15 protein-coding genes are annotated in these 16,480 nt (G+C 40.1%); all 15 read left to right on the top strand.

Annotated features, from left to right (window positions below):
- Positions 1-193: 193 nt before the first annotated feature.
- Positions 194-1,069: an NAD(P)-dependent oxidoreductase gene (locus tag HYQ40_07595; GenBank protein ID MBZ6527642.1), complete on the top strand. Its 876-nt coding sequence runs from the start codon at positions 194-196 to the stop codon at positions 1,067-1,069.
- Positions 1,062-1,715: an HAD family phosphatase gene (locus tag HYQ40_07590; protein MBZ6527641.1), complete on the top strand. Its 654-nt coding sequence runs from the start codon at positions 1,062-1,064 to the stop codon at positions 1,713-1,715. Before HYQ40_07595 ends, HYQ40_07590 begins: the two co-directional genes overlap by 8 nt.
- Positions 1,716-1,957: 242 nt before the next feature.
- Positions 1,958-3,550 carry a PTS transporter subunit EIIC gene (locus tag HYQ40_07585; GenBank protein ID MBZ6527640.1) on the top strand — a complete coding sequence of 531 codons (1,593 nt, stop codon included), beginning with the start codon at positions 1,958-1,960 and terminating at the stop codon, positions 3,548-3,550.
- 133 nt (positions 3,551-3,683) lie between these two features.
- Positions 3,684-5,027 carry a 6-phospho-alpha-glucosidase gene (locus HYQ40_07580; GenBank protein MBZ6527639.1) on the top strand — a complete coding sequence of 448 codons (1,344 nt, stop codon included), beginning with the start codon at positions 3,684-3,686 and terminating at the stop codon, positions 5,025-5,027.
- 86 nt (positions 5,028-5,113) lie between these two features.
- On the top strand, positions 5,114-5,884 hold the full coding sequence (locus HYQ40_07575; GenBank protein MBZ6527638.1) for a MurR/RpiR family transcriptional regulator: 771 nt from the start codon (positions 5,114-5,116) through the stop codon (positions 5,882-5,884).
- A 9-nt stretch (positions 5,885-5,893) separates the two neighbouring features.
- A complete protein-coding gene (locus HYQ40_07570) occupies positions 5,894-6,376 on the top strand; it encodes a hypothetical protein (protein MBZ6527637.1) in 483 nt (160 codons plus the stop codon).
- 109 nt (positions 6,377-6,485) lie between these two features.
- Entirely contained in the window at positions 6,486-7,406 is a 921-nt protein-coding gene (locus tag HYQ40_07565) for an NERD domain-containing protein (GenBank protein MBZ6527636.1), read from the top strand.
- 392 nt (positions 7,407-7,798) lie between these two features.
- Positions 7,799-8,167: a DUF1801 domain-containing protein gene (locus tag HYQ40_07560; GenBank protein MBZ6527635.1), complete on the top strand. Its 369-nt coding sequence runs from the start codon at positions 7,799-7,801 to the stop codon at positions 8,165-8,167.
- Positions 8,168-8,290: 123 nt separating this feature from the next.
- Positions 8,291-9,232: a carbamate kinase gene (gene arcC, locus HYQ40_07555; GenBank protein ID MBZ6527634.1), complete on the top strand. Its 942-nt coding sequence runs from the start codon at positions 8,291-8,293 to the stop codon at positions 9,230-9,232.
- A 399-nt stretch (positions 9,233-9,631) separates the two neighbouring features.
- Positions 9,632-11,326 carry a sensor histidine kinase gene (locus tag HYQ40_07550; protein MBZ6527633.1) on the top strand — a complete coding sequence of 565 codons (1,695 nt, stop codon included), beginning with the start codon at positions 9,632-9,634 and terminating at the stop codon, positions 11,324-11,326.
- Positions 11,323-12,042 (top strand): LytTR family transcriptional regulator DNA-binding domain-containing protein, encoded by a 720-nt coding sequence (locus tag HYQ40_07545; GenBank protein MBZ6527632.1) that lies wholly within the window; start codon positions 11,323-11,325, stop codon positions 12,040-12,042. The genes HYQ40_07550 and HYQ40_07545 overlap by 4 nt, the downstream gene beginning before the upstream one ends.
- Before the next feature lie 132 nt (positions 12,043-12,174).
- Positions 12,175-13,662, top strand: a complete 1,488-nt coding sequence (locus HYQ40_07540; GenBank protein MBZ6527631.1) for a carbon starvation protein A — start codon at positions 12,175-12,177, stop codon at positions 13,660-13,662.
- A 189-nt stretch (positions 13,663-13,851) separates the two neighbouring features.
- Positions 13,852-14,277 carry a DUF1275 domain-containing protein gene (locus HYQ40_07535; protein MBZ6527630.1) on the top strand — a complete coding sequence of 142 codons (426 nt, stop codon included), beginning with the start codon at positions 13,852-13,854 and terminating at the stop codon, positions 14,275-14,277.
- Positions 14,278-15,017: 740 nt separating this feature from the next.
- Positions 15,018-15,929, top strand: coding sequence for a ribokinase (locus tag HYQ40_07530; GenBank protein ID MBZ6527629.1), 912 nt, complete (start codon positions 15,018-15,020; stop codon positions 15,927-15,929).
- On the top strand, positions 15,929-16,438 hold the full coding sequence (locus HYQ40_07525) for an acyl-CoA thioesterase (protein ID MBZ6527628.1): 510 nt from the start codon (positions 15,929-15,931) through the stop codon (positions 16,436-16,438). Before HYQ40_07530 ends, HYQ40_07525 begins: the two co-directional genes overlap by 1 nt.
- Positions 16,439-16,480: the final 42 nt, after the last annotated feature.

Genomic DNA, 16,480 nt, shown 5'->3' with positions numbered 1-16,480 from the left:
ATGCAGTAAGCGCCTCCATTATCGTGATGTATCAAATTTAGCTTATTTAATCAACAAATACAAGAAGAAGTTATAAAATATACATTGATACTTATCAGAACTTAAGAGATCAGTAATACCTATAATTTATCTTTCTTCACCCCCAATGTTATAATAATCTCAGAACGCTTTATACATCACAAGGAGGCATAACATGAGAGTTGGATTTATCGGTTTAGGTGTCATGGGACAAAGTATGGCAGGGCACATTCTTGAAGCAGGGCATGAATTATTTGTATACAATCGAACAAAATCAAAAGCCAAGAACTTAGTCGACAAAGGTGCAACGTGGTTGGATACACCTAAAGAAGTAGCAGAAGCAACAGACATTGTCATTACGATTGTTGGCTATCCACAAGACATTGAAGAAGTGTATTATGGGGATAAAGGCTTGTTTACGGGAGCTCATTCAGGCAGCTTGTTTATTGATATGACAACAAGTACACCGTCGTTAGCGATACAATTGGCAGACAAAGCGAAAGAATTGAATGTTAGCGTATTGGATGCACCTGTAACAGGTGGAGATATTGGCGCTCGTGAAGGGCGTCTAGCTGTTTTAGTTGGAGGGAATGCAATTGATCTAGAGAAAGCGCGTCCGGTTATTGATAAATTCGCAGCCAATGTGACTTATTTTGGTGAGCATGGTTCCGGCCAACATGCCAAAGCAGTCAACCAAATTATGGTGGCGGGAACGATGTTAGGCTTGGCTGAGATGATGACGTATGCTAAAGAAGCGAATCTATCGCTAGATAAAGTCGTCGAAACAATTGGATCTGGAGCAGCGAGTAACCGTTCCTTAGCTAATTATGGGCCACGAATTATTCAAGATGACTACTCACCTGGCTTTTTTGTGAAGCATTTTGTCAAAGATTTAAAGATTGCTTTAGATGAATCAAGAAAAATGTCAATCGAATTACCGATGACTCAACTAGCTCACAAGTTATACACGCAACTTGCTGATGCAGGGCATTCGGATGAAGGTACGCAAGCGATTGTGAAGTTATGGTGGGATGGAGCGTCTAATGAGTAAGATAGAGTTAATTATTTTTGATTTGGATGGTACATTGGTGGATAGTGAAAAGGTGTATCATGAAGGCTGGTCGCACGTACTCAAAGGGTACGGCCATAAGGTTGACGCTACTGAGTTTGAAATGATGCGTGGTAGAAGTACGGAACACAATAACCAAATGATTAAAACGTATCTGGGGTCGGATGAATTAGTTAAAGAGGCCCGGGACTTGCGTGAAGAGTATTATTTTGCTGCTTTGGAAAAGAATGAAGTTGAGTTGAAAAAAGGTGCATCAGATTTAATTAAAGCAGTCCATGACAAAGGCTTTAAGTTAGCAGTTGCAACGTCTTCGTACAGCAAGATAGGCTTGGCTACTTTAAAGCAATTTGATTTATTAAAGTACTTTGACTTTACAATATTTGGTGATGAGGTAGCTCATCCTAAACCAGATCCTGAGATTTATAATAAGGTATTGGAACAAGCAGGTATAAGTTTTGAAAATGCTATTGCGATTGAAGATTCTTCGTCTGGCTTGGAGTCCGCATTAGCCGCAAAACTCGGTGTGTACTTTGTGCCGGAAGTTGAAGTGGAATTAGAGGGTATTGAAGGAGAATTTGATGTTTATCCTTCTTTAATTGAAGTGAAGCGAGAATTGTTAGGGGAATAAAATTGAGGAGGATCCGGATGGCTCCTCCTTTTTTGTTTGTGGGTTATCGTGGGACTGACGACGACCCGCACCGCACTCCTGTCGCACTGATCATCTTTAACTATATTAACCCTGCAACAATTCCCACTTCGCGGAACTGTGTACTCGCTCAGGAATTCGTCCCAAGAAACATGCAAGCGGTTGCACGTGCTGAAGAACTCATTTACTATAGAGTTACATTAAGAAAAGAGGAGTGAGTAACTATGATGCAAAAGATACAGCGATTTGGAGGAGCCATGTTCGTTCCGGTATTATTATTTTCATTCGCAGGTATAATACTTTCTTTAGCCATTCTATTCCAGAATGAGATGATTATGGGTTCCATAGCTGCTGAAGGTACATTTTGGCGCAATATATGGTCGGTCATTGAATCAGGTGGGTGGACAGTCTTTAATCAGATTGAGCTATTATTCGTTATTGGTCTTCCAGTAGGACTGGCTAAAAAAGCATCGGGACGAGCGGCACTAGAGGCATTTGTTATCTACATGACGTTCAACAATTTTATTGCAAAGATCTTAGAACTTTACGGATCAAACTTTGGTGTTGATTTTTCTGCTGATCCAGGCGGAACAAGTGGACTGAAATTGATTGGTAGTGTAAAGACGTTAGATACCAACATTATTGGTGCGATTTTAATTGCTGCGATTGCAGTTTGGATTCATAATAGATACTTTGATACAAAATTACCTGATTGGTTAGGGGTGTTCCAAGGTTCTACATTTGTTTATATCATTGGATTCTTTATTACATTACCTCTAGCATTTGCTACAGCTTGGTTATGGCCTTCAGTACAAGGTGGGATTTTCCAGCTACAAGATTGGATGGCGCAAGCCGGAGCTTTCGGAGTTTGGATTTATGTATTCCTTGAACGACTATTAATTCCAACCGGGTTACACCACTTTGTGTGGCAACCATTTATGTTAGGGCCAGCAGCTGTTGAAGGCGGACTGGAACCAGCATGGTTAAGAAGTTTAGGCGAGATTGCATCAAACCCAGCTCCATTAAAAGAGCAGTTTCCATTAGGTGGCTTTGGATTACACAACATGTCAAAAATCTTCGCACCAATTGGTATTGGAGCGGCATTTTATGCAACAGCTAACAAAGAGAAGCGTACAGAAGTGTTAGCTTTAGTTTTACCAACAGCTATCACTGCAATTATGGCTGGGATAACGGAACCATTTGAATTTACTTTCTTATTCATTGCACCCCAATTATTCTTAGTTCATGCGTTATTAGCAGCGACAATGTCTACAACCATGTACATGTTTGGTCTTGTTGGAGATATCGGGAGTGGATTAATCGCGGTATTGTCTAAGTTCATTATTCCATTATGGAGTAATCACTCAGGTGCGGTTATTACTTGGTTAGTGATCGGTATCATCTTTAGTGCGATTTACTTTATCGTCTTTAGATTTATGATTTTACGCTTTGACTACAATACTCCAGGTCGAGAGGCTGAAGATGAAGAAGTGAAAATGTATTCTAAGAAAGATTATAAAGACCGTAAAGCAGCTGAAAAAGCGAATGCAGGTAAGTCGGATTTCGCAATCAAAGCATCTGATTATATTGATTACTTAGGTGGCGAGGATAATATTGTTGATGTGAATAACTGTGCAACACGTCTACGGGTTTCAGTAGCGGATGCAAGTTTGTTAGCACCAGATTCATCATTCAAGTCATCAGGAGCGCATGGTGTTGTGAAAAACGGTAATGCCATTCAAGTTATTATTGGGCTAGACGTACCTCAAGTGCGTGACGAAGTTGATATTGAATTAGAGCGTCGTCGAGGCAACTAGCTGCGGAACAATTTCCATTCAATGAACAAACAATCAAATTACTGGAACTGGCTCAAAACTATTCGTAGATATTGTATCCGGTTCCAAAGTTGTTAAGATGAAACTAATCAATTTATAGGAGGATTTAATTATTATGAGTTTAAAACCACAATCAATTTTAGTCGCAGGTGGAGGATCTACCTTTACACCAGGAATTGTTATGATGTTACTGGATAACTTAGACAAATTCCCCATTCGTCAAATCAAATTCTATGACAACGATGAAGAGCGTCAAAATCAAATCGCAGATGCGATCGAGATTTTATTAAAAGAGCGTGCACCAGAGATTAAATTCCTAGCGTCAACTGACCCAGCAGAAGCATTCACGGACATCGACTTCGTTATGGCTCATATCCGTGTTGGTAAATACCAAATGCGTGAACAAGATGAGAAGATTCCATTAAAATACGGTGTTGTTGGGCAAGAAACATGTGGACCGGGTGGAATTGCTTACGGAATGCGTTCAATCGGTGGCGTGTTAGAATTAATCGATTATATGGAAGAGTACTCTCCAGACGCATGGATGTTAAATTACTCAAACCCAGCGGCAATCGTTGCAGAAGCGACGCGTAAATTACGTCCAGATACTAAAGTTATTAATATTTGCGATATGCCGGTAGGTATCGAGTACCGTATGGCTGAAATTTTAGGCTTAAAATCACGTAAAGATTTCGTTGTACGTTACTACGGTCTAAACCATTTTGGATGGTGGACAGATATTCGTGACCACAACGGCAATGATTTAATGCCTAAAGTTAAAGAATGGGTACAAAAACACGGTTATGTCACACCTTCAGAACTTGAAAAACAAGGAACAGAAGAAGTGGAAGCAAGCTGGATGCATACATATGAGAAAGCGAAAGAATTATCATGGCTAGATCCAGATACATTACCAAATACGTATTTGAAATACTACTTCTACCCACAAGATGAAGTTGAAGCATCAAACCCAGATTACACGCGTGCCAACGAAGTAATGGATCACCGTGAGAAGAAAGTATTCTCAATGTGTAACCAAGTTGTAAATGATGGAACAGCGGCTCAAACTCAATTAGAAATTGATGATCATGCATCATATATCGTTGACTTAGCACGTTCAATTGCTTATAACACACGTGAAAGAATGTTATTAATCGTGCCAAATAATGGTGCTTTAGCAAACTTTGACCCCACTGCCATGGTAGAAATTCCATGTATCATTACATCAAATGGTCCAGAGCCATTAGTAATGGGTGAAATTCCTCGCTTCCAAAAAGGCTTAATGGAACAACAAGTTGCTGTTGAGAAGTTAGTTGTAGAAGCTTGGGCTGAAGGTAATTACCAAAAATTATGGCAAGCTATTACATTATCAAGAACGGTGCCAAATGCACGTGTCGCTAAACAAATCCTTGATGATTTAATCGAAGCTAACAAAGATTTCTGGCCTGAGTTAGCGTAATCGCTCTCAATTTGTTTAAAATTTGTTATAATAAAAAGTGAGCGAATTTGCTCACTTTTTTTACTGTAGTTTTGGAGGCCAAAAGATTGAAATCTATAGAATCACTTTATAACGAAAATTATTCAAATCTGTCAGAAAACGAACTATATATATTCGATTATGTCATGAAAAACACGACGGCAGTGAGTCGGATTTCGATTACAGATTTATCGAAGAATCTGTCTGTGTCCAAATCAACCATTTCGCGTTTTACGCAAAAGATTGGTTTCAGTGGCTTTTCAGAGTTTAAATTTTACTTAACAGACTTAAAAAACAATCCAAAAGGTATCGAAAAGGAAAAGAGTGTCGAAATGGTCATGGATGATATTGAAGCCACGTACAAATTATTCAACCAAGCAAATGTTGAAGGGATTATCGCTGAAATTTATAACGCGAATCATATCTTCTGTTACGGAACAGGTTGGGGACAAAAAAATGCCCTCGATGACTTGAGACGGAGTATGATTATTTGTAATAAATATACGGTTGAAATCTCAGCTCATACTGAACTTGAGATGATTAGTCGTTCGGCTCAAGAAAATGATGTGTTAATTATTGCCTCTTTAAGTGGAGATGTGAGCTCATTTGAAAACGAATTGAATATTTTCAAAAGTCGCGGCGCAAAGATTATTGCGATTACGAGTATTCAAGCGAGTTTATTGGCTCGAATTGCTCAATATACCATTTACTTTCAAACGATTTCGATTCCATATAAAAGTGACGAGATGGTATCATTTCTGCCCGTAAGTCTAGTAACCAATATGCTATTTTTAGAATACTTTGATTATGTTCGAAAACTAGATCCAGTAGAAAGTTAGGAGATTATTATGATTATGTCCCAGAAGTTAATGAACCGAATGATTTATGGTATTATTATTTTATTTTGTCTTACCCCGTTCTTATTTTTTCTTTATATAAATACAACTGCAACGATGCAATCGGTGACGATTGTTGACTTACTGCAGACAACACCTGCACTCACGCTCCAAATGTTAGCGATCTTCTTGTTGCCTTTAGCGGCTTATTTATTAAAGCTAAAATGGGATAAAGTTGGTGATACAGAGAGTCAGCATATATTATATGCCAGTATTGCGCTATTAATGGTAGCACTCTTCACGTTAAATAATATCGTGCATGGTTTCTTATTATTAATTTTATTATTTTTCGTCACAAAGTATTTCAGCATTTCAATTAAAGGAGCACTGGCTACATTTAAAGATGTTAAATTCGCTTTATCAACATATAGCGGTGAGATATGTTTGATTGTTGTGTCAGTCATTGTCGGCTTAATGATGAACCGAGTTATGTAAGTCAGCAAAGTCTCTAAACTTATAATGAGTTTGGAGGCTTTTTTATTTTACACAATTGTAATAATGGAATTGGCCTTTTTTCTTGTATTTATAGAGTGGGGTGATTTCATTGAAGAAAAACTTAGAATTAAGATATTTAGAAGCGCGAAAAATTCGTGGTATGTTGGAATCGGATGAGTTAAAGAAACGATATTATAAATTGTTAATAGGGTATGAAGGTGAGAATGAAGTCTACATTTGGCTAGGTGAATTCGGCAGTTGGGAGTGGTTGATTTTTTATGACTTGTGGTTTGAGATGGGCAATGGCACGCAAGCGGATATTATTGTTGTGGCGGATACGACATGGTTTTTATTCGAAGTAAAAAATTATGATGGTCATTTCCGTTATGAAAATGGTGAAAGTTGGTTGAATAATTTACGGTTCAAAGATAATGTAATGAGTCGAATGGATCAGCGTGTGCGGAAATTGCAATACATTGCGGATGAGCTGCATATCGGGATTAAAGTTGAGGGTGCGATGATTTTTATTAATGAGCATTGTTCTGTTGAGATTGATCAAGGTTTCAATTTCGATATTGTGATGCGTAATAATTTGAAGCAGTACTTGAGAGATATGAAGCGAGCACATCCGAATCGGTTGGGACATCAATACTTAGAGTCTGTGAATAATGCGATTGGGAAATACCGAGGCGAGTCTCCTTTTAAGCCAACACCGATTGGGATGGAGACGTTTGGTGAGTTGCGTAAAGGGATTCCGTGTGTAGCGTGTAAGAGTTTTAGCACAGTTAGTCGGCACAAAACAGTTCTATGTACTAAATGTGGAAGCAGCGAAAATAAAAGTGCAGCAATTATAAGATCAGCTAAACAATTGAGGTTGTTGTATTTTGATCAGCCTGAGATGGTGACAAGGAAGAATGTGTATGAGTTTATGGGAAGTATGATTAGTGCAACGACGGTTAAAAAGACATTATCCCAACACTTTCAGAAGAAAGGTTCAGGAAGTAATCATTCTTATTACATAGAATTGTGATTATTAAATGGCGGCCACTATGGGATGAAATAGAGTCTGGTAATGCAGTTAGCGGCCACTATGGACTGGAATAGAGTCTGGTAATGCGCTTATCGGCCACTATGGTCTGCAATAGAGTCCGGTACTGAGGTTGGCGGCCACTATGGGCTGCAATAGAGTCTGGTACTGAGGTTGGCGGCCACTATGGGCTGCAATAGAGTCCGGTACTGAGGTTGGCGGCCACTATGGGCTGCAATAGAGTCTGGTACTGAGGTTGGCGGCCACTATGGGACGCAATAGAGTCCGGTAATGCTGTTGGCGGGCACTATGGGATGAAATAGAGTCTAGTAAATCAATTTTTTATGCAATGTGTTGTATACTTTATACATAACAAATCAAAGGGGAGTGCTTACATGGAAACTTTTGAAGAATACTTGAATGCAATGGGAGAACCGGAGCAAAGAGCGATGATGGCGGAGATTCTGGATTGGGTTAAGGAGAAGTATCCTGAATTGAACACAAGGATTGCATGGAACCAACCAATGTTTACGAACCATGATACGTATATTATTGGATTCAGCCATTCCAAGAAGCATATTTCGATGGCGCCTGAGGTCAAGCCAATCAAAGAGTTTAAGGATCAGATTGAAGCGAGTGGATTGAGTCATACAGACAATATTATTCGCATTACGTGGAAAGACCCGATTCCATACGAATTAATGGAGACGCTGATTGATTACAATATTGAAGACAAAGCTGGGTATACGAAGTTTTGGCGCTAGATTTCGACGGATAAACGAACAAAATTCATTTAATGTAAAAAATTTAAGTCAACTTCCTCCTATTAACACCAGGCTGTGATATACTTACAAAAATAAATTTTACAGATGAGTCGGAGGGTTATTATGGGAAAAAGAATTGTGGTCGCTTTGGGTGGAAATGCTATATTGACAGATGATCCGTCAGCGCAAGGTCAGATTGAGGCACTGCGTTATACGAGTAAAAGGCTGATTGAGCTCATCAAAGAGGGGCATCAATTAATTATTAGTCATGGAAATGGCCCACAAGTTGGGAATTTATTACTGCAACAAGCTGCAGCGGATTCTGCTAAGAACCCTGCTATGCCACTGGATACGTGTGTGGGGATGACTCAGGGAAGTATTGGTTATTGGCTGCAGAATATGATGAACGAAGCGCTCGCTGAAGCAGGGATTGAAAAGCAAGTGGCGACGCTGGTTACTCAGGTCGTTGTTGATGAAAACGATACTGCTTTTGAGAATCCGACGAAACCGATTGGACCTTTCTTATCACAAGAGGAAGCGGTGAAAGCAGCTCATGAGACCGGTGATACGTACGTAGAAGACGCTGGACGAGGTTACCGAAAAGTTGTTCCATCACCAAAACCTCAGACAATTGTGGAGTATCCGATTATTAAAAACCTGATTGAGCAAGATATTATTACCATCTCTGCTGGGGGCGGTGGGATACCAGTGAAGAAAGCAACATATGGTTATCAAGGTGTTGAAGCAGTGATTGATAAAGATTTTGCATCGGCGAAGCTTGCTGAATTAGTTGAAGCGGATTATTTAGTTATCTTAACGGGAGTCGACAATGTGTATATCAATTTCAACCAACCCAACCAAGAAAAGTTAGAAAATGTGACAAGTGCGCAGTTGAAGCATTGGATTCAAAAAGACCAATTCGCGGCTGGGAGTATGTTACCTAAAGTTGAAGCTGCGATTTCATTTGTAGAAAATCGCCCTGAAAGTAAAGTCGTGATTACTTCTTTAGAGAATATTGACGCGATATTTGGAGAAGGTTCGGCAACGGTTGTGTCAGCAAATTAATAGTTCAACAATGAGTCAATTAATTTCAGCATAGTACCCGTTATTTCAGTAGGAAAAGTTGTGAAGTGTTTTGTTAGACAACTTTAAAAGGTAAGATGAGATTTGAATCAAATATTCAAGTGTGCCAATTCTTTAATGATGCGAATTTGATTGGTGTTGTAATGAACTATGAGCGCAATATGAAGTAGATTAATTAAGCGAGTGGGGTCATAAGTGGCTCTACTCGTTTTTTATGTTTATGGGGGATTAAACGGTTGTGCGGTAATAGGATAATCCTTATCTGATACCGTTCTCAAATATGATATAATTTATTTATAACTTTCGAGGAGTTGAAGGATTGTGCTGACTTTAATTTTGTTTGAGCGTGCGGCGATTATTATCTTACTGGCTTACATATTAATGAATAATCGGTATTTGAAACAGATGCTGTTGAATCGGAATCAGCCGAAATCGATTATCGGTTTGTTTTTAATGTTTCTCGTATTTGCGATTTTGTCTAATATTACAGGTGTTCTGATATCCTTTGATCAATTGTCTTTCTATCCATTATTTGGGCAGTTAACCGATGAGGCGGTGATTGCGAATACGCGTGTGTTGAGTATTGGGATTAGCGGAATTGTTGGTGGGCCTTTTGTTGGGATTATGGTAGGAGTCCTTTCGGGGATATTTAGGTATTTTCAAGGAGGACCGGATCCGCATATTTATTTAGTGTCGTCAGCTTTAATCGGTGTTATTAGTGGCACGATTGGGCACTGGTCAATCAAGAAACGGACGTATTTGACGCCATTACAAGGTGCGGGTGTGGCGGTGTTATTAGAGCTCGTTCAGATGGCGTGTATTTATTTTCTGAGTTCAAATCAGGGCATGGGCTTTGATTTGGTGCAGGTCATTATTTGGCCAATGATGGTGGTTAATAGTGTGGGTATGAGTATTTTTCTGTCGATTATACTAAATTCGATTCAACATGAAGAGGGGTTGCGGGCGGTTCAAACGCAAGATGTGCTTGAGTTGACGAAGGATACATTGCCACTTTTTAGAAGTGGGTTGAACCGCAAGAGTGCGCAGAAGGTAGCGGAGTTGATTCACAAGACGATGAAAGTCTCGGCGGTGAGTATTACGAATCGGGAAGACATTCTCGCCTTTACTGGGGCAGCGAGTGACCATCACCGCGTAGGGTCTGATTTGGTGACTGATTTATCGAGACAAGCGATTGCGAGTGGAGAGATGCTAGTGGCGCATACTCGGGCTGAGATTGGTTGTCATAATCAGCATTGTCCTTTGGAGGGCGCGATTGTGTTGCCACTCAGTGACGGCAACGAGATTGTCGGAACATTGAAATATTATTTTACCGATGACAGTCAACTGACGGATGTTGAGCAGAAATGGGCTGAGGGCTTGGCTGATATCTTCTCAGCGCAAATTCAGTTGGGGAAAGTCGATTCACAAAAGCATTTATTAAAAGAAGCAGAGCTACGGACGTTGCAGGGGCAAGTTAACCCGCACTTTTTCTTTAATACGATCAACACAATCAATGCGGTGATGCGTTTTGATGCGGAAAAGGCACGTAGACTACTGCTAAAATTAAGTCAGTATTTCCGAGCGAATTTGACGGGCAACCGCCAAACACTTGTAAAAGTATCTAATGAATTAGAGCAAGTTCAAGCATATATTGAAATTGAAGAGGCGCGCTTTCCGGAGCGGTTTGAGATTACCTTTGATATTGAAAAAGGGCTAGAAAATGTTTTAATTCCGTCTTTCTTAATTCAAATTTTAGTTGAAAATGCGATCCATCATGCATTTAAAGACCGGGAAGCCAACAATCATATTCATATTTCTTTGCATCAGTTGGGGGAGAATATGTTGTTTTCGGTGGAAGATAATGGGTTCGGCGTTGAACCGGATCTTGTTGAGCGATTAGGCCGTGAGGTCATTGAATCAGTTGAAGGTTCGGGGACGGCTTTAGAAAACTTGAATCAGCGGTTGATAGGAATTTATGGGTCGGCTAGTCAGTTGCAGATTGCGTCAAGTCATGAGGGAACGCAGATGAGTGTTGTGATGCCGAGGAATGTGAATAAGGAGGGTGAGATGGGATGAGAATTTTACTAGTGGATGATGAGCCTTTAGCACGTCAGGAGTTGCGGTATTTAATTGAGGAATTAAGACCTGGTAATGAATTCTTTGAAGCGAGTAATATTAAGACAGCGCAAAATGTATTATTAAAAGAGGCTGTAGACGTGGTCTTTTTGGATATGAATTTACAAAATGAATCGGGCTTGGAGTTAATGGATGGAATCTCGTTTATGAGTCAACCACCATTGGTCGTTTTTGCGACGGCTTACGATGATTATGCGGTCAAAGCGTTTGAACTCAATGCGGCGGATTATATCTTAAAGCCTTTTGAATCAGAACGGATAAAGGCTGTGATGGACCGTGTTGAGGCTAAACTAGCAGTGGAGCAACCTAGGCAAGGTGAACCTGACAAGAAGTATTTGCCGGTTGAAGAGGATGACCGGATTGTGATGGTGCCGATTAGCGATATCTTTGTGGTGACGACGGAAGATGGGGAGTTACTGATTAAGACGCGGAGTAAGGAATATCGGATGAAGGATTCACTCAAAGCGATGAAAGAAAAATTACCTGCTAAGCTGTTCATGCAAATCCATCGAGCTTATATTATTAATCGTGATGAGATAGATGAAATTCAGCCATGGTTCAACCGGAATTATCAAGTGACGATGAATAATGGCTTGAAAGTGACTGTGAGTCGTTCTTATATGCAAGATTTTAAAGAAGCTTTTGGCTTGGATTGAAAACAGTGCAAACGCTTCACTGTTCAATATGTGCATTTCATTTTGATTAGTGTGCATTTCGACTTGAAACCGTTCTAGGACCCAATCTTTTAGTGTATATTTTAGTTAACAAATACACGAGGAGTTGAGAAGATGTTGACGTTATTAGGCGGTATCACATTACTAGTCATCGGTTATTTCACTTATGGAAAATTTATTGAAAAGAACTTTCAAATTGTTCCTGACCGGAAAACACCAGCAGAAGCCCTGACAGATGGTATGGATTTTGTGCCGATGTCTCGTTCGAAAAATGCTATTATTCAATTGTTAAATATTGCAGGAACGGGGCCAATCTTTGGTCCGATTATGGGTGCACTCTACGGGCCAGTTGCATATATTTGGATTGTGGTTGGTTGTATCTTTGGGGGAGCGGTTCATGATTACATGATTGGGATGATTTCTCTACGTAATGATGGGGCTCACTTGCCAGAATTAGCAAGTCGTTACTTAGGTAAAAACTTTAAACATATCGTGAACCTATTCTCGATTGTATTACTACTATTAGTAGGAACGGTTTTTGTAACAACGCCTGCAAACTTAATTAGTAGTTTAACACCTGATTTCTTAACGATTGGAATTATTACTCTGCTGATCTTTGCTTACTATGTTATCTCAACGTTACTACCCATTGATAAAGCGATGGGGAAAGTATATCCATACTTTGGAGCCATCTTAATTATCTCAACGATTGCGATTGGTTTAACATTAATCTTTGGAAATTACCAAATGCCAGAGTTAACTTTATCAGCGATTCGTTTAGAAAACTATAACGGTGTGCCAATGTTCCCAGCGATTTTCTTTACAATTTCATGTGGGGCATTATCAGGATTCCACGCAACTCAAGCACCGATGGTATCACGTACAACGACTTCAGAATCACAAGGTCGTTACATTTTCTACGGGATGATGATTGCAGAAGGTGTGATCGCAATGATCTGGGCAGCTGCTTCAATGAGTTTATTCGATGCAGGTACATTAAATGCCTTAATTAATTCAGGAACGCCATCAGCAGTTGTTAACGAAGTGTCAGTCATGTTATTAGGAAATGTGTTTGGAACATTAGCGATATTAGGAGTAATTGTACTTCCTATATCATCAGGATTATCGGCTTTCCGAAGTTTACGCGGCATTATTGCTGATTATATTAATGTTAAGCAAGACTCTGTTAAGAAAGTATTAATGTTAACAATCCCAATTTTCGCTGTGTCATTCTTATTAACTTTAGTCGACTTTAACTTATTATGGCGCTACTTTAACTGGGCGAATCAAGTGACGGCAGTGATTGCATTATTTGTTGCAACCCGTTATTTAAGATTGAAGAAACGAAATTATATTGTTGCTTTAGTTCCAGGTGCGTTCATGTTATACGCAGTCTTGGTGTATATCTTTAGTGAGCCGATCGGCTTTAACCTAGGTTTAACACCGGTGACTTATATTGCTAGTTTAGTTATTTCGATTATTATCCTTTGGTACTTAACACAAGCAGGAACCAAACAAATTAGTACGTTGGATGAGCGTTCGGAATTGGTGAATGACCATCTTCCAATTGGAACATTCTCAACTTCAAAAACAAATATTTAGATGAAACACCCAGCCGAGAGATTGGCTGGGTATTTTTTTGATTTTTAGGATGCGGGTTGTGGTGGCGATGACGACGACCTGCAAGCAATCCACCACACAACGTTCACAACACATCTAATTACTTGTAATTTATTTGTAGTAAAGATAGTCTATATTTAAGCTTATAAACATTTAAAGAAGGAGTATGGAATGGAGAAGCAAAAAATAAATTTTGAGTTATCAATCTGGGTCTTATGGTTAAGATTTATTGCCGGGTATATTAACGTCATGACAATATTATTATTTGCTCAAATGCTGGCAGGGCACACGGGAAGCTTGACGACAGCTGCGATGTTGTTTGCTGATGGTGATATTGATGCGATGTTTCAAGTGTTGTGGATGACAGCGAGTTTCTTTATTGGGACGATCGTGAGTGGGTATTTCTATCCGACCGACCGCTTCCAACCGCGACTGCAATACGGAAATTTTCTCATTGTGATGGGTATTATTTTATTATTGTTTGATTGGTTTGGCTATAGTTCGCTTATCTTTTTAACGTATATTTCATTAAGTTTAGGTATTCAAAATGGAATGTTTGTTTTTTATAAAGGGCTGGTAGTGCGAACACCATCTTAACAGGGACGATTACGGATATTGGGGTTGGAATCGGACGGAAAATCCGAGGCATGTCGACTGACCAATGGAAGATGCGATTTCATATTATAAATGTGATGTGTTTTATGCTTGGAGCAAGTTCGGCGATGGCTGTGTATCTATACACGGATTGGAGTTTGCTGGTTGTTGCCGCGGTGATTGATATTGCGATTGGGATATACTTTTTCACATTAAAAGATGATTTGATTCAAGCGATACAGGAGAGTATGCAAGGAAAATAAAGGAAGGCCCGCGGATGTGCGGGTCTGTTTTTATGGGATTGAGTTAAGATAGGGTGAGTTGGGTTGTGGTGGGATTGACGATGACTCGAAACACGAATAGCGGACACTATTCGTATAAATAGTATCTGGAAATACGAATAGCAGACACTATTCTTGTAAATAGAATCCGGAAACATGAATAGCGGCCACTATTCTAATAAATAGAGTCCGCAAACACGAATAGCAGCCACTATTCATGTTAATAGAGTCCGCAAACACGAATAGCGGCCACTATTCGTGTTAATAGTGTCCGCTTTCCATTACTAAACTCAATCGCTTATTCTTTAAAATAAGCCATTTAATTCGCTAAATTGTTGCGCAATTTTGAAGCAGAATTAGTGACGACAACCCGCAAGTGAGTTTCTGAGTACCTTAGCGCACCTTTTGTGATAAAACTTGTTATAATGTATTCAGAGTATACAAGTGAGAGAGGATTTTTGGATGGTTAGAATTGGTGTGGTTGGAAGTATTTCAACGGATTTTGTCGCGGAAGCGAATCGCCGTCCAGAGCAGGGCGAAACGGTTTTTGGGGCTTCATTTGAGACTAGTTTTGGTGGTAAAGGGGCTAACCAAGCGGTTGCAAGTGCGCGTTTAGGAGCTGAGACGGTGATGTTTGGTGCTGTGGGTGAGGATGAGTTTGCCCAGCGTTTGATTGATAATTTGAACAATGAAGGCATTGATACAGGTGCGGTTCAACAGGTGAGTGGTGTGCCGTCAGGGTCGGCGATAATTACATTAGTCGAGGGAGATAATTCAATTATTTATGTGGCGGGAGCTAATGATAAAGTTAAGCCAAGTGATATTGATAAAGAGATTGTGGCAGGCTTAGATATGGTGCTGGTTCAAAATGAAACGCCGGTTTCAACTATTGAGCATTTAATTGATGTATGTCATGAAGTCCAAACCCCCATTATTGTCAATCCAGCTCCGGCACGTGAGATGAGTGAAACTTATATTAAAAAGGTTACTTATTTAACACCAAATGAATCGGAGTTTAAGATGCTGTTTCCGGGCGAGAGTTTGGAAAGTATTTTGAAGAGGTATCCTAATAAGTTGATTGTAACTTTGGGGTCAGAAGGTGCGGTCTTTTTTGATGGGACAAACATTCAGCAAATTCCGGCTGTGGATGTTTCGGATATTGTAGATACAACGGGTGCGGGAGATACGTTCAATGGGGCGTTGGCTTTCGCGGTGGCCTCTGGTCTGGATCTGGTTGATGCTGTTCGTTTTGCGAATTTGGCGGGTTCACTTTCGATTACAAAAAAAGGGGCTCAAGCAGGCATGCCGACTTTAGACGTGTTAGAGTTGCATGAAGAGTATTATAGAGAATGGAAATTAGGGGGTAAAAAATAATGACAGTAAAAAAAGTGAGTGAGTCGCGTGTGGTGCAAACGCACTTGATTATGCCGGGGGACACGAATCGACACAATACGTTATACGGTGGGAATTTGATGCGGATGATTGATAATGTGGCGGCGATTAGTTTTACAAGGCATACACGGTCACTCGGTGTGACGGCGTCGATGGATGTGTTAAATTTTATTAAACCATTGCCGATGTCGCACTCGGTATGTATTGAGACGATGGTGTCGGGGGTTGGCAGCCGGTCGGGTGAAGTGTTCGCGAAAGTAATTGGCGAGGACTTGGCAACGGGTGAGCGCTACTTGGCTGCGACGGCATTTTTAACCTTTGTGGTGGTGGGTGAGGATCAAAAAGAAATCCCGGCGCTTGAGGCCGAGACGGAAGAGGATCGTTATGTGATGTCAGGCTACGCAGAGCGCCGCAAGAAGCGTTCCGATGATCGGATTGCGGACCGTGAATTCCAGGAGAAAATTTCAATCGAGTTTCCTTGGACAAAATAAGTGAAAAAATTGAGTCAAAGCGTTAGCTTTGGCTTTTTTGAT

The sequence above is a fragment of the Aerococcaceae bacterium DSM 111021 genome, from assembly GCA_020112395.1.
Classification (GTDB): domain Bacteria; phylum Bacillota; class Bacilli; order Lactobacillales; family Aerococcaceae; genus Ruoffia.
This window is presented reverse-complemented; position numbering and strand designations above follow the sequence as displayed.